We start from the raw sequence: 16,692 nt of genomic DNA on the forward strand, positions 1-16,692 counted from the left end.
CCTCTCCTTCGGCAGACGTCCCGGCGCTCGGCGCGCGCACCATACGGCCGTGTTGACACCACACTGGTCCAGACCGCACCGTGATGCGCGACACAAGCCGCGAGGCCTGCCCGAAGGGACCCCGTATGAGCGACCGCGTGCCGGCCGGCCAGTTCCTCGACGCCGCGATCGGCCTGCTGCGGCGGCTGCGCGACGAGGAGACCGACGGCATCACCGCGGCCGGGACGCTCCTCGCCGACACCGTCGCGGCCGGCGGCCGGCTCTTCGCCTTCGGCGCCGGGCACTCCTCCCTCGCCGCGCAGGACCTGGTCTACCGCGCCGGCGGCCTCGCGCTGATGAACCTGCTCGCCGTGCCCGGTGTCGTCGGCGTCGACGTCATGCCCGCGCCGCTCGGCTCCGCGCTCGAACGCGTCGACGGCCTCGCGAGCGCCGTCCTCGACAGCTCCCCGCTCCGCGAGGGCGACGCCCTGCTGATCATCTCTCTGTCCGGCCGCAACGCCCTGCCCGTGGAGATGGCCATGAAAGCCCGCGCCCTGGGTGTGAAGGTCATCGGCGTGACCTCGGTGGCCTACGCCTCGGAGACGACGTCACGGCACGCCTCCGGGACGTATCTGAAGGACCACTGCGACCTCGTCCTCGACTCGAGGATCGCGGTCGGCGACGCGGAACTCACCCACGACGCCATCCCGGCCCCCTTCGCCCCCGCCTCGACGGTCGTCACCGCGGCCCTCCTCCAGGCCGTCATGGCGACGGCCGCCACCGCCCTCGCCGACCGCGGCATCGAACCGCCCCTGCTGCGCTCCGGCAACGTCGACGGCGGCCACGACTGGAACGCCCGGGTGATGGAGCAGTACCGCGACCGGATCTTCTACCGGCACTGAGGAGGAGCGGCAGACGGACCGGGCCGGAGCGCCGGGCGCCTCTCGCTCCCCACCCGGCGGCCCGCTCACTCCCCGCCCGACAACCCCGCCAGATCCAGCGCCGCGGCGATCCGCACCGCCACGTCCTCCGCGTACAGGGCGTCGGAACGCTCGAAGGCACTGCGGCCCGCGCCCCGCAGGAACGTCACGACGCCCAGGGTCCGGCCCCGGCTGCGCAGCACCGCGCACAGGGCGTGCACCGCGTCCGCGGGCCACTGGCGGGCCAGGGCCCACTCCCGGGCCGCCTCCGGCCGGGCCGCGCCCGCACTCGCGCGCAGAGCCCCCGCCCGCTCCACGCACTGCAGGGCAGGGTGCCCCTCGGCGTAGCGGACGGGCAGGCTCGCGTGCCCGGACAGCCGGGTCGGCCCGGGCGCGCCGGAGGGTGTGGCGGCGACCCGGACCAGCCGGACGGGCCCCTCGGCCTCCGCGTCGGTCAGCGCACCGCCCGCGACCCGGTCGATCAGACCGTGATCGGCGAAACCGGCCAGGGCGAAGTCCAGGTGGACCGTCGCCGCCTCGGCCGGGTCCTCGCACTCGGCCGCCGCCCGGGACGCCCGGTGCAGCTGCTGCGTACGGAAGCGCAGCAGGGAGGCCTCCTGCTCGGCCTGCTTGGCCTCCGTCACGTCCTGGAACAGCCAGCCCACCCCCAGCGGAACCGGCTCCTCCGCGAGCGGCGAGGCCAGCCGCAGGAAGCCGCTGCGCCAGCATCGCCGCCGTTCCCCCTCCGGCGTCCGCACACTCACCCACACCTCGGCGGGCGCCGGGGGCGCGCCCTCCGCCAGCACGTGCTGCAGCGCGCTCTCCAGCTCCTCCACGCCCTGCGACAGCAATTCCCCGAGCGGCCGCCCCAGCACCGTCGTCCGCCCGGTGCCCAGGGCCCTGGCCGCGTGCGCGTTCACCACCGCCGGCCGCAGGTCCACGTCGACCAGCACGACACCCCAGCCGGCGTCCTCGAACAGCGCCTCGCTCAGCGCGATCGACCGCTCCAGATCGATCTGCGCGTGCACCTCGCTGAACGCGCAGTACACACCCGCCGGCTTCCCGTCGGGCCCGCGTACCGCCGCCGACTGCGTCCGCACGAGCACCCGGCCGCCGTCCTTCGTCAGCAGCGCGAACTCGTGCACCTGCCTGCCGGGGGCATGCATCGACGACAGCAGCCGGCTCTCGACCTCCTCGGCGTCGGCGGTGCGCACGGCCCACCCGGCCAGCCCGCGCCGCCCCACGGCTTCCTCCGCACTCCACCCGAGGATCCGCTCGGCCTCGCGGTTCCAGTGCGTCACGACACCGTCGGCGTCGAACGCGCACAGCGCCGCGTCCATCCCGTCCAGCAAAGCGGCAAGCAGATCCGAACCATCCGAACCGTCCCGCCCGGGCTCGTCCGGCCCCAGCTCGTCGGTGGTCCCACTACGCCGGGAAGCACTCACCTGGACCCCCTGCAGGCTGCGTCCGCACGTACGGCACGTCGGTTCGCTCCTTGCAATCATTCAACTCGAACGTGACCCAGCGCACACCGAGTTCCCACAACATTGAAGGAATCGTTGTACTGCGGCAATGCCCACGTCAACGCAACAGAAACGTTCATCCGGAGGCGTCGGCAGCCCGGCCGGCGCCTCGGCCGATCAACCGTCGATCAACGGCAGGGGCCCGTCGCCGCTCCCCCGCCGCGCGTACACCTCGATCTCGATCTTCATACGGGGGTCCGCCAGCCCGCACACCAACATCGTCGCGGCCGGCCGCACCTCTCCGAAGCACTTCCGCAGCACCGGCCAGCACGGCTCGAAGTCCTCCCGCTCGGGCAGCAGGTACCGCACCCGCACGACGTCCGCGAACGAACACCCGGCCGCCTCCAGCGCGGCCCCGATGTTCCGCAGACACTGTTCGGCCTGCTCCACCACGTCCTCGGAGATCGTCATGTCCGCGTAGTCGAACCCGGTCGTCCCCGACACGTGCACCCAGTCCCCGTCCACGACGGCCCGGGCGTACCCGATCCGCTCCTCGAACACCGAACCACTGAGAATCGCCTGCCGCTTCGTCATGGAGTCAAGGTCTCAAAAAACAGGTTGATCCGAGGCCGAACGGTTTCTAGGGTTGCAAGCACTTCAGAAGGGAGGTGGTTCGGCAGATGTATGGATACCGGACGGAAGAGGTGGCTGCGGGCTAGCGGCCCGTCACCCCACTCAGTGCGGTGCCGAGCCGGCGCGTGAGCGAGCGTGCAGCCGGCCCAATCTCAAGCAGTCACCCGACCCGCGAGTCGCCGGTACGTCCGGCCGGCTCCTCTCCGGAGGAACCAGACTCGCGGGTCGTCTGCGTTTTTCCGTGGTGCTCGGGGAGGGCGATGGCGGTGGGCGGGTGGCGCGAGGACCGGATCGGGAGCGCCCTGCGGGGTGAGAACCCGGCCGTGATGCGGAGGCTGGACTCCGGGTTCGCGGTGATCGGTGACGTGCAGTTCCTGCCCGGCTATGCGGTGCTGCTGACCGATGATCCCGGCGTCCAGCGGTTGTCCGAGCTGCCGCGGAGCGCGCGGCTGGCGTTCCTCGCCGACATGGACCGGCTCGGGGAGGCCGTCGAGCGGGCCTGCCGGCGGCTGGAGCCGGGGTTCCGGCGGGTCAATCTGGAGATCCTCGGGAACACCGACGCGTTCCTGCACGCGCATGTGTGGCCGCGCTACGACTGGGAGCCCGGGGAGCTCGTACGGCTGCCCGTGTGGCTCTACCCGCGGGAGCGGTGGAGCGAGGAGCGGTACGCGCTCGGGCCCCGGCACGACCGGCTGCGGGAGGCCATCGGCGAGGAGCTGGACCGGCTCGCGGGGTGAGGCATGCGGACGGCCCCACCCCGAGTGGGGTGAGGCCGTGGGGCGGGCGGGTCAGTGGGCGATGTCCTCGTAGCCCTCGATCTCGCGCGGGTCGCGGGTGCCCGGGCCCACGTAGCGGGCCGAGGGGCGCACCAGGCGGCCCGTGCGCTTCTGCTCCAGGATGTGGGCGGACCAGCCGGCCGTGCGGGCGCAGGTGAACATGGACGTGAACATGTGGGCCGGGACCTCGGCGAAGTCCAGCACGATGGCCGCCCAGAACTCGACGTTCGTGGCGAGGACGCGGTCGGGGCGGCGGGCGTGGAGCTCGGCCAGGGCCGCCTTCTCCAGGGCCTCGGCGACCTCGAAGCGGGGGGCGCCCAGTTCGCGGGCGGTGCGGCGCAGGACCCGGGCGCGGGGGTCCTCGGCTCGGTAGACGCGGTGGCCGAAGCCCATCAGGCGCTCGCCCTTGTCGAGCGCGTTCTTCACGTAGGCCTCCGCGTCGCCCGTGCGCTCGATCTCCTCGATCATGCCGAGCACGCGGGAGGGGGCGCCGCCGTGGAGCGGGCCGGACATCGCGCCCACCGCGCCGGAGAGCGCCGCCGCCACGTCCGCGCCGGTCGAGGCGATCACGCGGGCCGTGAAAGTGGAGGCGTTCATGCCGTGCTCCGCGGCGCTCGTCCAGTACGCGTCCACCGCCGCCACGTGCTTGGGGTCCGGCTCGCCGCGCCAGCGGATCATGAAGCGTTCGACGACGGACTGCGCCTTGTCGATCTCCCGCTGCGGGACCATCGGCAGGCCCTGGCCACGGGCGGACTGAGCGACGTAGGAGAGCGCCATGACGGCCGCTCGGGCCAGGTCGGCCCGGGCCTGCTCGGCATCGATGTCGAGGAGGGGTTTGAGGCCCCAGACGGGCGCCAGCATGGCCAGGGCGGACTGGACGTCGACCCGGATGTCCCCGGAGTGCACGGGGATGGGGAACGGCTCGGCGGGCGGCAGGCCGGGATTGAAGGCGCCGTCGACGAGGAGGCCCCAGACGTTGCCGAAGGAGACGTGGCCGACGAGGTCCTCGATGTCGACGCCGCGGTACCGGAGCGCGCCGCCCTCCTTGTCGGGTTCGGCGATCTCCGTCTCGAACGCGACGACTCCCTCGAGCCCGGGTACGAAGTCGGACATCAGGCGGCTCCTCGTGATGTAAGTGACAGATGGTGCTGGTGTGGGGTGACGCGTACGACCATGTGTCGGTGAGCTGGCGAAGCGTGCACCGTCCAGCGGATCCACGGTCGTGTACGGCGACTCGCGGTCCTGGCCGGTTGCCCCTGTGATGCCCCGTACGGCAGGCGGTCACCCCATCGGAACGGCACGGAAACGATATCCCCGAGTGCCACGCTTGGGGAGGGGTCACGGCACTCAGTGCCATGCAGTGACGAAGGACACCGTCCGTACGGCAAGATGACCGGGTGACCGACCGCGACGACGTCCCCTTCGATCTGGCCTCGATGCGCAAGCAGTACCGGGCCGACGGGCTCTCCGAGACCGACCTGGCCGCGACGCCCGTCGAGCAGTTCGCGCGCTGGTTCAAGCAGGCCGCGACGGACGGCGGGCTGTTCGAGCCGAACGCCATGATCGTGTCGACGGCCGACGCGGAGGGTCGGACGAGCGCCCGCACGGTGCTGCTGAAGCACTTCGACGAGCAGGGGTTCGTCTTCTACACGAACTACGACTCGCGCAAGGCGCGTGACCTGGCGGAGAACCCGTACGTCTCGCTGCTGTTCCCCTGGCATCCGATGGCACGGCAGGTCATCGTGACCGGGGTCGCCCGGCGGACCGGGCGGGACGAGACGGCGGCGTACTTCCGCACCCGTCCGCACGGCTCGCAGCTGGGGGCGTGGGCCAGCGCGCAGTCCTCGGTGATCTCCACCCGGGCCGACATCGACGCCGCGTACGCCGAGCTGGCCGCCCGCTATCCGGAGGGCGAGCAGGTGCCGGTGCCGCCGCACTGGGGCGGCTTCCGGGTGGCCCCGCAGGCGGTGGAGTTCTGGCAGGGCCGGGAGAACCGGCTGCACGACCGGTTGCGGTACGTGGGGCGGCCGGACGGCAGCTGGCGGGTGGAGCGGCTCAGTCCGTGAGGTTCAGATGCCGATGAGCCGGACTCGGTCGCCGCACAGCCGCGCCATGTCGTCGACATCGGACGTCAGCACGGCCACGGGGCCCGGCTGCCGCAAAGCCACCTCGGCGACGGTCGCATCGATCGCGTACTTGTGGCCGTGCAGCCCGGCGGCCTTCAGCAGTTCCGCGGATGCTTTCGCGGCGCCCTCGGTCACCGGCTCGACCTTGACGCGGGAGAGCGCCCACTGCAATCGAGGCATGTTCACCCGCGCATGGCTTGCTTCCACGATGGTGTTGGCGCAGATGACGAAATCGGCGCCCATGGCGTGCAGCACCTGGAACATCGCCAGGATCTTGCGGTCCTGGGCGATCCAGGCGGAGAGCCCCTGAGAATCCAGGACCACCGTCTCGACGTGCTCCGTCACGCAGCACTCGCCGATCCGCCGGCATCCGTCGTGCCGAAGATCCTGGAGCGGGCCTCGGCCAGCTCCTCCTCGGTGAAGGCACCGCACTCCTCCTGGTGACGCACCAGGTCGGCGCCGAGCAGCTGATGCCGCAGCCGGCGTGCCACCGCCTCGGCGACATAGCCGGAGACGTTGTCGGTGAGCTTCCTGAGTTCTGCGACCTGTTCGGTCGGCAGTGTCACCGTGATGCGTGTCGTGTCCGCCATGCCACGAGCATACTGCGGTATGCGCATCCAGCGTCCGCGCTGACACCTGCTCTCTCAGCCCAGCGTCTCCTCCAGCAGCCCCGCCCACTGGGCCACCACCCGTTCCCGGCGGGCCGTGTCGTCCGTGAGGAGGTTGGCCAGGCCCAGGCCGCGGGCCATGTCGAGGAGGCCCTGGACGGTTTCGCGGACGCCGGGGGCGGACTCGTCGGCGGCGAGGAGGTCGACGGCTATGCGGTGGGTCTCGCGGCCGACGCGGGATTCCAGCTCGGTGACGCGGGGCCGGAGCTGCTCCTCGTTGGACGCGGCGACCCAGAGGTGCAGGGCCGCGCGGAACAACGGCCCGGTGTAGAGGTCGACGAGGGCGGCGACGACGGCGTGCCGGTCGCCCGCGGCGCCCTCGGGGAACAGGTCGCGCAGGGCCGTGGAGCGTTCCTCGGCGACGTATTCGACGGCCGCGGTGAAGAGGTCCTCGCGGGTCGGGAAGTGGTGCTGGGCCGCGCCGCGGGAGACGCCGGCCCGTTCGGCGACCACGGAGACGGTGGATCCCGCCCAGCCGTGTTCGGCGAGGCAGGACACGGCTGCTTCGAGGAGCCGCTGCCGGGTGGCCCGGCTGCGGTCCTGCTTGGGGACTCTCTCCGCACGGTCGACCGTGCTCACACCACCCATGCCGGATCCCGTCGTTCGAGGAAGGCCGTCGTCCCCTCGCGAGCCTGCGGGGAGGAGAACAGCCGGGCCGAGAGCGCGGTCAGGTCGGCGGCGTCCCGGTCGAAGGCTTCCAGCACCCTAGCCGTGAGCAGCCGTTTCGTCTCGGCCAGGGCGCCGGGAGCGGAGCGGCGCAGGCCGTCGAGGATGGGGGCGAGGGCCTCGTCGACATCGCTGTCACAGGTGGTGAGCAGGCCCGTTGCCACGGCCTGACGGGCTGTGAAGCGTTCGCCGGTGAGGTAGTGGCGGGCGAGGGCGCGCGGGTCGGCGCGGGGCAGGATCGGCAGGGAGATGACGGCGGGGGCGACCCCGATGCGGACCTCGGTGAAGGCGAAGGTGGCCTGCGTGGAGGCGGCGGCGATGTCGCAGGCGGCCAGGAGGCCGAGGCCGCCCGCGCGGACGTGTCCGGTGACGCGGGCGAGGACCGGTTTGGGCAGCTCGATGATCTGCCGCAGCAGGACGACCAGCGCCTCGGGCGACGGGGGGTCCTTGAGGTCGGCGCCCGCGCTGAAGGTGTTGCCGGTGTGGGTGAGGACGACCGCGCGGACGCCGGGGTCCTCGCCGGCGTCGGTGAGCGCGTCGGCCAGCTCGCCGACCAGGGTGGCCGAGAGGGCGTTGCGGGTGTGCGGCGAGTCGAGGGCCAGGGTTTCCACGGCCCGGGCGCGGGTGCGGGCGATCAGTGTCACGTGCTCTCCCTGAGCTGTCGGCGGAGGATCTTGCCGGAGGCCGCACGAGGGACGCCGACGATGAAGGTGACCTGGCGGATCCGCTTGTAGGGGGCCACGCGCTCGGCGACGTACAGCATGATCTCCGCCTCCGTGAGGTCCGCGGCGGACGGCTGGCGGACCACGTAGGCGTGCGGGGCCTCGTTGCCGTCGTCGTCGTACCTGCCGATGACGGCGGCGTCCGCGATGCCCGGGTGGGTGAGGAGCAGGGCCTCCAGTTCGGCGGGGGCCACCTGGAAGCCCTTGTACTTGATGAGTTCCTTGACCCGGTCGACGACGAACAGCCAGCCGTCCTCGTCGACGTGGCCCACGTCCCCGGTGTGCAGCCAGCCGTCGGGATCGATCATCGCGGTGGTGGCGTCGGGGCGGCCGAGGTAGCCCTTCATGATCTGCGGGCCGCGGATGAGGATCTCGCCGGATTCGCCGGCGGGGAGGTCCTTGCCGGGGTCGTCGAGGGAGACGATGCGCATCTCGGTGCCGGCGATGAGCTTGCCGACGGTTCCGGGCGGGGCGTCGTGCATGGCGTCCAGGGGGACGACGTGGGTGCCGGGTGACAGTTCCGTCATGCCGTAGGCCTGGCCGACGGGCGGCAGGCCGAGGCGGGCGGAGCAGACCGCGGCGAGACGGGCGTCCAGGGGTGCGGCGGCGCTGATGACGTACTTCAGGGACGACAGGTCGTACTGGGCGACGGCCGGGTGCTTGGCGAGGGCCAGGACGATCGGCGGGGCCACGTAGAGCGCCGTGATGCAGTGGTTCTGGATGGCCGCGAGGAACTGTTCGAGGTCGAAGCGGGGCAGGACGACGACGGTGGCGCCCTGCCGCAGGGGCGCGTTCATCAGAGCCGTGAGGCCGTAGATGTGGAAGAAGGGCAGGACCGCCAGGACTCGGTCTCCTGGGCCCGCGGGTATCGCCGGGTGGAGCTGGGCGAGGTTGGTGGCGATCTGCCGGTGGGTGAGCATCACGCCCTTGGGGATGCCGGTGGTGCCGGAGGAGTACGGCAGGGCGGCGACGTCCTCGGCGGGGTCGATGCCGACCTGTGGCTCGGGGGCCGCGGAGGCGAGCATGTCGATCAGGGAGCGGTGGCCGCTCGCGCTGTCGCACACGAAGATCTCCCGTACGCCGCCCGCGAGTTCGGCGGCCCGGCGGGCGGCGTCCAGCAGCGGTGACACGGTGACGATCCAGCGGGCCGCCGAGTCCCGCAGCTGTTTGGCGAACTCGTCGGCGGTGGCGAGCGGGTGCACGGTGGTGACGGTGGCACCCGCACGCGTGGCCGCGTAGAAGGCGGTCGGGAAGGCGACGGTGTTGGGGCTGTGCAGGGCGAGGACGTCGCCCTTGCGGACCCCGGCCTCGGCGAGGGCGGCGGCGACGCGCCGGTGGAAGCGGTCGACCTGCTCGTAGGTGAGGGTGGTGCCATCGGTGCCGTCGATGAGCGCCGGGGTGTCACCGAACTCGGCGGCCCGGGCCAGAACGGCGTCGTGGATCGGCAGTTCGACGGCCGGGACGTCTGCGTACTCGCTGCGGAACATGCTGGTTCCTCCTCGCGGCGCGGGAAGTCTCAGGTTCTCAGTACGACTTGGGCAGGCCCAGGGTCTGGTGGGAGACGAAATTGAGAATCATCTCCCGGCTCACCGGGGCGATCCGTGCCACGCGCGCGGCCGTGATCAGCCGGGCCAGACCGTACTCGCGGGTGAGACCGTTGCCGCCGAGGGTGTGCACGGCCTGGTCGACGGCCTTCACGCAGGCTTCCCCGGCTGCGTACTTGGCCATGTTGGCGGCCTCTCCGGCGGCCATGTCGTCACCCGCGTCGTAGAGGGCGGCGGCCTTCTGCGTCATCAGGCGGGCGAGTTCGAGGTCGATGTGCGCCGCGGCCAGGGGGTGGGCGATGGCCTGGTGGGCGCCGATGGGGGTGTTCCAGACGGTGCGGTCGCGGGCGTACTCGATGGCCTTGGCGAGGGCGTGACGGCCCATGCCGATCGCGAAGGCGGCGGTCATGACGCGTTCGGGGTTGAGGCCGGCGAAGAGCTGGAGGAGGCCCGCGTCCTCGTCGCCGACCAAGGCGTCGGCGGGCAGCCGTACGTCGTCCAGGACCAGTTCGAACTGCTTCTCCGCGGCGTTCAGTTCCATGTCGATGGGGCGGTGGGTGAAGCCGGGGGTGTCGCGCGGGACGATGAAGAGGCAGGGCTTGAGGCGGCCGGTGCGGGCGTCTTCGGTGCGGCCGACGATGAGGGTCGCGTCCGCGATGTCCACGCCGGAGATGAAGACCTTCCGGCCGGTGAGGAGCCAGTCGGTGCCGTCCCTGCGGGCCGTGGTGGTGATGCGGTGGCTGTTGGAGCCGGCGTCGGGTTCGGTGATGCCGAAGGCCATCCGGCGAGTTCCGTCCGACAGGCCGGGGAGCCACTCCTCCTTCTGTGTGTCGGTGCCGAAGCGGGCTATCACCGTGCCGCAGATGGCCGGTGAGACAACGAGCATGAGGAGGGGACAGCCGGCCGCGCCGAGTTCTTCGAGGACGATGGAGAGTTCGGAGATTCCTCCGCCGCCGCCTCCGTACTCCTCGGGGAGGTTGACTCCGAGGTAGCCGAGTTTTCCTGCGTCTGCCCAGAGTTGGGTGGGGTCGCTTCCGGGGCCGTGGCGTTTGCCCAGGGCGGCGACGGCTTCTCGGAGCGCCTTGTGGTCTTCGGTGTCCATGGGGAGTCCTTTCGGTGCGGGCCGTATGTGGCTGATCGCGCAGTTCCCCGCGCCCCTTCAGGCCTCCTGCACAACCGCCAGCAACATGCCCGGCTCTACTTGTTGACCGGGAGTGACCGGCAACGAGGTCAGCGTTCCCGTCACCGGCGCGGTGACCTTGTGCTGCATCTTCATCGCCTCCAGCCAGAGGAGGGGCTCGCCCGCCTTGACCGGTGTTCCTGCCATGAGGCCGTCGGCCACGCGGACGACCGTGCCCGGCATCGGCGCCAGGAGGGAGCCCGCGGCGTGCTGGGTGGTGGGGTCGGGGAAGCGGGGCAGGACGGTCAGGGCGGTGGTGTTGACGTAGACCTGCTCGCCGTAGCGGGTGACCTCGTACTTCCGCTCCACCCCGTCCACTTCGAGGACGACCAGGCCCGCCTCGGCGCGCACCACTCGTACTCCGTCCGCCTCCAGGCCGTTCCGGGTGTGCCGGTAGCGGGCCTCGTGCTCCTCCCCCGCCCTCAGGTACCGCTTGGTCTGCGGCTGTGAGGGGACGTTGCGCCAGCCGCCGAATCCGGGCCGGGAGCGGGCCCGGGCATCGGCGAGGGCGGCGGCCAGAGGGGCGTGCGGGTCGGGGGGCGGCTCGGCCAGGCCCGGCAGGTGACGGTCGTAGAAGCCGGTGTCCATGCGGGCCGCGGTGAACTCGGGGTGGCGCAGGGAGCGGACCAACAGGTCGCGGTTGGTGACGGGGCCGTGGATCACCGCCCGTTCCAGTGCGGCGGCGAGCCTGCGGGCGGCCTCCGTGCGGGTGGGGGCGTGGGCCACGACCTTGGCGAGCATGGGGTCGTAGTGGACGCCGATCTCGTCGCCGTCCGTGTAGCCGGTGTCCAGGCGGACGGGCCCGGGGACGGTCAGGCGGTGCAGGGTGCCGGTCTGCGGGGACCAGTCGCGGGCCGGGTCCTCGGCGTACAGGCGGGCCTCGACGGCGTGGCCGTGTGCGCGCGGCGGGTCGGCTTCGAGGGGGTGGCCCTCGGCGATCCGGATCTGTTCCGCGACCAGGTCGACGCCGAACACGGCCTCGGTGACGGGGTGTTCGACCTGGAGGCGGGTGTTCATCTCCAGGAAGTGCGCCCTGCCTCGGGCGACGAGGAACTCGACCGTGCCGGCACCCACGTAGTCGACGGCCCGGGCGGCCCGTACGGCGAGGGAGCGGACCTCCTCGTCGAGTTCCGGGGACAGGCCGGGAGCCGGGGCCTCCTCGATCACCTTCTGGTGGCGGCGCTGCAGGGAGCAGTCGCGGGTGCCGAGGGGCCAGACCGCTCCGTGGCTGTCGGCGAGGATCTGCACCTCGACGTGCCGGCCGTTCTCCACGTACGGCTCGACGAAGACCTCGCCGTCGCCGAAGGCGCTCGCGGCCTCGGCCCGGGCCGCGTGCAACTCGGCTTCCAGATCGCCGAGTCGGCGTACGACCCGCATGCCGCGGCCGCCGCCGCCCGCCGCCGCCTTCACCAGCACGGGCAGGTCGGCCTCGGTGACGCCGGTGAGGGGCTCGATGCCCATGAGCTGCTTGGCGCGGGTCTTGGACGCCATGGCCTCGATGGCGTCCGGGGACGGGCCGATCCAGCGCAGGCCCGCGTCCAGGACGGCCCGGGCGAAGCCGGCGTTCTCGGAGAGGAAGCCGTAGCCGGGGTGCACGGCGTCCGCCCCGGCGGCGTGGGCGGCCTTCACGATCAGGTCGCCGCGCAGATAGGTGTCGGCAGGCGCCTCCCCCGGAAGTCGTACGCTCACGTCGGCCGTGCGCGTGTGCAGGGCGGTCGCGTCGGCGTCCGAGTGCACGGCGATCGTGCGGATGCCCAGGTCGTGGCAGGTGCGGAAGACGCGGCAGGCGATCTCGCCCCGGTTGGCGACCAGCACAGAAGTGATCACTGAGGGTTCCTCACATCCGGAAGACGCCGAAGCCGCCGCGCGCGCCCGCGTAGGGGGCGGTGTGGATCGCGGAGAGGCACAGGCCGAGGACGGTGCGGGTGTCGCGCGGGTCGATGACGCCGTCGTCGTACAGCCGCCCGGACAGGAACATCGGCAGCGACTCGGACTCGATCTGCTGCTCGACCATGGCGCGCAGCGCCGCGTCCGCCTCCTCGTCGTAGGGCCGGCCCTTGGCGGCGGCCGACTGGCGGGCGACGATCGACAGCACGCCCGCGAGCTGCTGCGGGCCCATGACGGCCGACTTGGCGCTGGGCCAGGCGAAGAGGAAGCGGGGGTCGTAGGCGCGGCCGCACATGCCGTAGTGGCCGGCGCCGTAGGAGGCCCCCATCAGGACGGACAGGTGCGGGACCTTCGAGTTGCTCACGGCGTTGATCATCATCGCGCCGTGTTTGATGATGCCGCCCTGCTCGTACTCCTTGCCGACCATGTAGCCGGTGGTGTTGTGCAGGAAGAGCAGGGGGATGTCGCGCTGGTTGGCGAGCTGGATGAACTGGGCGGCCTTCTGGGACTCCGCGCTGAAGAGGACCCCCTGGGCGTTCGCCAGCACCCCCACGGGATAGCCGTGGAGCGTGGCCCAGCCGGTGGTCAGGCTCGTCCCGTAGAGCGGTTTGAACTCGTCGAAGTCGGAGGCGTCGACGATGCGGGCGACGACCTCGCGCGGGTCGAAGGGGCTCTTCAGGTCGCCCGGGACGATGCCCAGCAGCTCCTCCGGGTCGTATTTCGGCGGCTCGGCGGGCCCCGGGTCCTCGTACGTCTTGCGGTGGTTGAGGCGGGCGACCACGCGCCGGGCCTGCCGGAGCGCGTCCGGCTCGTCGACGGCGAAGTAATCGGCGAGGCCCGAGGTGCGCGCGTGCATCTCGGCGCCGCCCAGGGACTCGTCGTCGCTCTCCTCCCCGGTGGCCATCTTCACCAGCGGCGGACCGCCGAGGAACACCTTCGCCCGCTCCTTGACCATGATCACGTGGTCGGACATGCCGGGGATGTAGGCGCCGCCGGCGGTGGAGTTGCCGAAGACGACGGCGACGGTGGGGATTCCGGCGGCCGACAGCCGGGTGAGGTCGCGGAAGATCGCGCCGCCCGGGATGAAGATCTCCTTCTGGGACGGCAGGTCGGCGCCCCCGGACTCCACCAGGCTGATGCAGGGCAGCCGGTTGGCGAGCGCGATGTCGTTGGCGCGCAGGGCCTTCTTCAGCGACCAGGGGTTGCTCGCTCCGCCGCGCACGGTCGGGTCGTTGGCGGTGATCAGGCACTCCACGCCCTCCACCACCCCGATACCGGTGACGAGGGACGCGCCGACGGTGTAGTCGCTGCCCCAGGCGGCCAGCGGGGACAGCTCCAGGAACGGCGTGTCGGGGTCGAGGAGCAGCTCGATGCGCTCACGGGCGAGGAGCTTGCCGCGCGCCCGGTGCCGTGCGACGTACTTCTCGCCGCCGCCCGCGAGGGCCTGGGCGTGCGCGGCGTCGAGGGCCGCGAGCTTGGCGAGCATCGCCTCGCGGTTGGCCGCGTAGTCCGGGCCGTCGGTGTCGAGCCCGGAGGTCAGGACGGTCACAGCAAGGCCTCCGGTATCTCCAGGTGGCGGGAGCGCAGCCATTCGCCGAGGGCCTTGGCCTGCGGGTCGAAGCGGTGCCGCGCGGCGACACCGGCGCCGAGGATCCCCTCGACGACGAAGTTCAGGGCGCGCAGATTCGGCAGCACGTGCCGTACGACGGTCAGCCCGCGGCTCTCGGGGATCAGCTCCCGGAACCGGTCGGCGGTCAGCTCGTGGGCGAGCCACCGCCAGGCCTCGTCCGTGCGCGCCCACACCCCGACGTTGGCGTTGCCGCCCTTGTCGCCGCTGCGGGCTCCCGCGATACGGCCGAGGGCGGCCCTGGTCACCGGCCCGGGCGGCAGCGGCTCGGGCAGGGGAGGCTGCGGAACCTCTTCGAGGGCGAGCGTGTCGTGGGGCGGCGGCACCGGAACCCGCTGTCCGTCGTGGAGGACGGCCACATGGTCGACTCCTCCATGGGGGACGTACACATCCTCGAAGACCCCATAGGGCGAGCCCTTTCCGGGTGGGGCCAGCACATGGAAGCCGGGGTAGCTGGCGAGGGCGAGCTCCACGGCCGCCCCGCTCAGCGCCCGTCCGACGGCCTCCTGGTCGGGGTCCCGCACGACGAGCCGCAGCAACGCGCTCGCCGTCTCCTCGGTGGGCGCGTCGGGGCGGTCGGTGCGAGCCAGTTCCCAGCGCACGTCGGACACTTCGGCGAGGGCCGGTTCCAGCTGCTCCCGCACCAGGGCGGCCTTGGCCTCGACGTCGAGGCCGGTGAGCACGAAGACCACCTCGTTGCGGAAGCCGCCGAGCCGGTTGAGGCCGACTTTGAGGGTGGGCGGCGGTGCCTCGCCGCGCACGCCCTCGATCCGCACCCGGTCGGGCCCGTCCTGGCTCAGCCACACGGTGTCCAGCCGGGTCGTGACGTCCGGGCCCGCGTACCGGGCACCGGCCGTCTCGTACAGCAGCTGCGCGGTGACCGTGCCGACGTCGACGAAGCCGCCGGTGCCGGGGTGCTTGGTGATGACGCAGCCGCCGTCCTCGTGCAGCTCGGCGAGCGGGAAGCCGGGGCGGCGGACGTCGCCGTCCCGGAAGAACGCGTAGTTGCCGCCGGTGGTCTGCGCCCCGCACTCCAGGACGTGCCCCGCGACCACGGCGCCCGCGAGCCGGTCGTGGTCCTGCGGCGTCCAGCCGAAGTGTGCGGCGGCGGGCCCGGTGACCAGGGCCGCGTCCGTCACCCGACCGGTGACGACGACGTCGGCGCCCGCCCGCAGACACTCCGCGATGCCGAAGCCGCCGAGGTAGGCGTGGGCGGCGAGCGAGCCCGGGTGCGCGGCGGTGAGGTCGTCGCCCGCCACATGGGCGACGCGTACGGGGATGCCCAGCCGGTCGGCCAACCGCCGTACGGCGTCCGCGAGTCCGGCCGGGTTGAGCCCGCCCGCGTTGGTGACGATCCTGACGCCCCGCTCGTACGCGAGCCCCAGGCACTCCTCCAGCTGCCGCGGGAAGGTGCGGGCGTATCCGGCGGCGGGATCCTTCATGCGGTCCCGGCCGAGGATGAGCATGGTCAGCTCGGCGAGGTAGTCACCGGTGAGGACGTCGAGTTCGCCGCCGGTGAGCATCTCGTGCATCGCGTCGAAGCGGTCGCCGTAGAAGCCGGAGGCGTTGCCTATGCGGAGGGTCACGCGGCGGACTCCTCCGGCGGGCGTCCGCCGCCCGGCGGCCCGGCGAAGGCCTGCGCGATGTCGAGCCAGCGGTCGGCGTCGGGGCCGTCGGCGCGCAGGGCGAGGCTGCTGCGGTGGGCGCGCTGGGTGACCAGGAGGCAGAAGTCGAGGGCGGGCCCGGTGACGCGCTGCCGAGCGTCCTCGGGCCCGTAGGTCCACAGGTCGCCGGAGGGGGCCTGGAGTTCGACGCGGAACGGGTCGGCCGGCGGGGTCAGGCCGTGCACGCCGTAGGCGAAGTCCCGGGTCCGCACCCCGAGCCGCACCACATGCCGCAGCCGGTCGGTGGGTGGGCGCACCACACCCAGGGCGTCGGCCACGTCCTGTCCGTGGGCCCAGGTCTCCATCAGGCGGGCCGTCGCCATGGAGGCGGCCGACATGGGCGGGCCGTACCAGGGGAAGCGCGCCTTCGGCGGGGCGGCCCGCAGTGCCTCCTCCAGCGCCGTACGGCCGTCGCGCCACCGGGCGAGCAGCTCGCCGGGCGGGAGCCCCGCACCCTCCTCGGCGCCCTCGTCGACGAAGGAGCCCGGCGCTGCGAGGGCCTTCTCGACCAGCGTGTGGAAGCCGTCGGCGTCGGTGACGGCGAGCAGGGCCGAGCGGTCCGTCCAGGCGAGATGGGCGATCTGGTGGGCCACGGTCCAGCCGGGCGCGGGGGTCGCGAGCGACCATCGCTGCGGGGCCGACGCGGCCACGAGGCGGTCGAGTTCCTCGCTCTCCTCGCGCAGATCGTCGATCACGGGCATCGGATCGGACACGGGCGCTCCCCTCGGGGCACGGCGGTGTGCGGGGTGGTGCGGTGCGGCGTGCTGAGGAGCATGGCAGCGGCACCAGAAACAATCAAGCATGCTTGCATGAATTCTTCCCGGAAGGGTGACGCTG

At 72.4% G+C, this 16,692-nt stretch carries 16 protein-coding genes; 3 read left to right on the forward strand and 13 right to left on the reverse strand.

Annotation, left to right across the window (positions count from 1 at the left end; all coding sequences use genetic code 11):
* The first annotated feature begins 125 nt into the window (after positions 1 to 125).
* On the forward strand, positions 126 to 881 hold the full coding sequence (locus tag ADK65_RS18800) for an SIS domain-containing protein (RefSeq protein ID WP_053671443.1): 756 nt from the start codon (positions 126 to 128) through the stop codon (positions 879 to 881).
* A gap of 65 nt (positions 882 to 946) precedes the next feature.
* Here the strand turns inward: ADK65_RS18800 and ADK65_RS18805 are convergent, their stop codons facing one another.
* Positions 947 to 2,344 carry a PAS domain-containing protein gene (locus ADK65_RS18805; protein WP_053671445.1) on the reverse strand — a complete coding sequence of 466 codons (1,398 nt, stop codon included), beginning with the start codon at positions 2,342 to 2,344 and terminating at the stop codon, positions 947 to 949.
* A gap of 195 nt (positions 2,345 to 2,539) precedes the next feature.
* A complete protein-coding gene (locus tag ADK65_RS18810) occupies positions 2,540 to 2,956 on the reverse strand; it encodes a RidA family protein (protein ID WP_053671446.1) in 417 nt (138 codons plus the stop codon).
* Between the two features lie 299 nt (positions 2,957 to 3,255).
* On the opposite strand from ADK65_RS18810, the gene ADK65_RS18815 reads away from it, so the two are divergent.
* Positions 3,256 to 3,732 (forward strand): HIT family protein, encoded by a 477-nt coding sequence (locus ADK65_RS18815; protein WP_053671448.1) that lies wholly within the window; start codon positions 3,256 to 3,258, stop codon positions 3,730 to 3,732.
* A gap of 51 nt (positions 3,733 to 3,783) precedes the next feature.
* On the opposite strand, the gene ADK65_RS18820 is transcribed toward ADK65_RS18815, so the two are convergent.
* Entirely contained in the window at positions 3,784 to 4,884 is a 1,101-nt protein-coding gene (locus ADK65_RS18820; protein WP_053671450.1) for a citrate synthase 2, read from the reverse strand.
* Positions 4,885 to 5,168: 284 nt separating this feature from the next.
* Here ADK65_RS18820 and pdxH point away from each other — a divergent pair, with 284 nt between their 5' ends.
* Positions 5,169 to 5,837, forward strand: a complete 669-nt coding sequence (gene pdxH / locus ADK65_RS18825) for a pyridoxamine 5'-phosphate oxidase (RefSeq protein WP_053671452.1) — start codon at positions 5,169 to 5,171, stop codon at positions 5,835 to 5,837.
* Between the two features lie 3 nt (positions 5,838 to 5,840).
* On the opposite strand, the gene ADK65_RS18830 is transcribed toward pdxH, so the two are convergent.
* From ADK65_RS18830 to ADK65_RS18875, 10 genes are read right to left on the reverse strand one after another with little or no spacing between them, the layout of a single operon-like run.
* Positions 5,841 to 6,242 carry a hypothetical protein gene (locus ADK65_RS18830; protein ID WP_053671454.1) on the reverse strand — a complete coding sequence of 134 codons (402 nt, stop codon included), beginning with the start codon at positions 6,240 to 6,242 and terminating at the stop codon, positions 5,841 to 5,843.
* The gene (locus tag ADK65_RS18835; RefSeq protein ID WP_053671456.1) at positions 6,239 to 6,487 is read right to left on the reverse strand and encodes a hypothetical protein; all 249 of its coding nucleotides are present in this window, start codon (positions 6,485 to 6,487) and stop codon (positions 6,239 to 6,241) included. The genes ADK65_RS18830 and ADK65_RS18835 overlap by 4 nt, the downstream gene beginning before the upstream one ends.
* A gap of 54 nt (positions 6,488 to 6,541) precedes the next feature.
* Positions 6,542 to 7,153, reverse strand: coding sequence for a TetR/AcrR family transcriptional regulator (locus ADK65_RS18840; RefSeq protein ID WP_053671458.1), 612 nt, complete (start codon positions 7,151 to 7,153; stop codon positions 6,542 to 6,544).
* Entirely contained in the window at positions 7,141 to 7,875 is a 735-nt protein-coding gene (locus ADK65_RS18845) for an enoyl-CoA hydratase family protein (protein WP_053671460.1), read from the reverse strand. The genes ADK65_RS18840 and ADK65_RS18845 overlap by 13 nt, the downstream gene beginning before the upstream one ends.
* Complete coding sequence (locus ADK65_RS18850; protein ID WP_053671462.1) at positions 7,872 to 9,440, reverse strand: 4-coumarate--CoA ligase family protein; 1,569 nt, start codon at positions 9,438 to 9,440, stop codon at positions 7,872 to 7,874. The genes ADK65_RS18845 and ADK65_RS18850 overlap by 4 nt, the downstream gene beginning before the upstream one ends.
* Before the next feature lie 37 nt (positions 9,441 to 9,477).
* On the reverse strand, positions 9,478 to 10,599 hold the full coding sequence (locus tag ADK65_RS18855) for an acyl-CoA dehydrogenase family protein (protein ID WP_053671464.1): 1,122 nt from the start codon (positions 10,597 to 10,599) through the stop codon (positions 9,478 to 9,480).
* Positions 10,600 to 10,656: 57 nt separating this feature from the next.
* A complete protein-coding gene (locus tag ADK65_RS18860) occupies positions 10,657 to 12,504 on the reverse strand; it encodes an acetyl/propionyl/methylcrotonyl-CoA carboxylase subunit alpha (protein ID WP_053671465.1) in 1,848 nt (615 codons plus the stop codon).
* 10 nt (positions 12,505 to 12,514) lie between these two features.
* Positions 12,515 to 14,113 (reverse strand): acyl-CoA carboxylase subunit beta, encoded by a 1,599-nt coding sequence (locus ADK65_RS18865; RefSeq protein ID WP_053671466.1) that lies wholly within the window; start codon positions 14,111 to 14,113, stop codon positions 12,515 to 12,517.
* Complete coding sequence (locus ADK65_RS18870) at positions 14,110 to 15,777, reverse strand: acyclic terpene utilization AtuA family protein (RefSeq protein ID WP_267889746.1); 1,668 nt, start codon at positions 15,775 to 15,777, stop codon at positions 14,110 to 14,112. Before ADK65_RS18870 ends, ADK65_RS18865 begins: the two co-directional genes overlap by 4 nt.
* Positions 15,774 to 16,568: a TIGR03084 family metal-binding protein gene (locus ADK65_RS18875; protein ID WP_053671467.1), complete on the reverse strand. Its 795-nt coding sequence runs from the start codon at positions 16,566 to 16,568 to the stop codon at positions 15,774 to 15,776. Before ADK65_RS18875 ends, ADK65_RS18870 begins: the two co-directional genes overlap by 4 nt.
* Between the last annotated feature and the right edge of the window lie 124 nt (positions 16,569 to 16,692).

Source organism: Streptomyces sp. NRRL B-1140, assembly GCF_001280065.1.
Lineage (GTDB): Bacteria > Actinomycetota > Actinomycetes > Streptomycetales > Streptomycetaceae > Streptomyces.

Coding starts and splice junctions, on each gene's coding strand:
- ADK65_RS18800 (WP_053671443.1), top strand. CDS start 126: ATGAGCGACCGCGTGCCGGCCGGCCAGTTCCTCGACGCCGCGATCGGC.
- ADK65_RS18810 (WP_053671446.1), bottom strand. CDS start 2,956: ATGACGAAGCGGCAGGCGATTCTCAGTGGTTCGGTGTTCGAGGAGCGG.
- ADK65_RS18815 (WP_053671448.1), top strand. CDS start 3,256: ATGGCGGTGGGCGGGTGGCGCGAGGACCGGATCGGGAGCGCCCTGCGG.
- ADK65_RS18820 (WP_053671450.1), bottom strand. CDS start 4,884: ATGTCCGACTTCGTACCCGGGCTCGAGGGAGTCGTCGCGTTCGAGACG.
- ADK65_RS18835 (WP_053671456.1), bottom strand. CDS start 6,487: ATGGCGGACACGACACGCATCACGGTGACACTGCCGACCGAACAGGTC.
- ADK65_RS18840 (WP_053671458.1), bottom strand. CDS start 7,153: ATGGGTGGTGTGAGCACGGTCGACCGTGCGGAGAGAGTCCCCAAGCAG.
- ADK65_RS18850 (WP_053671462.1), bottom strand. CDS start 9,440: ATGTTCCGCAGCGAGTACGCAGACGTCCCGGCCGTCGAACTGCCGATC.
- ADK65_RS18855 (WP_053671464.1), bottom strand. CDS start 10,599: ATGGACACCGAAGACCACAAGGCGCTCCGAGAAGCCGTCGCCGCCCTG.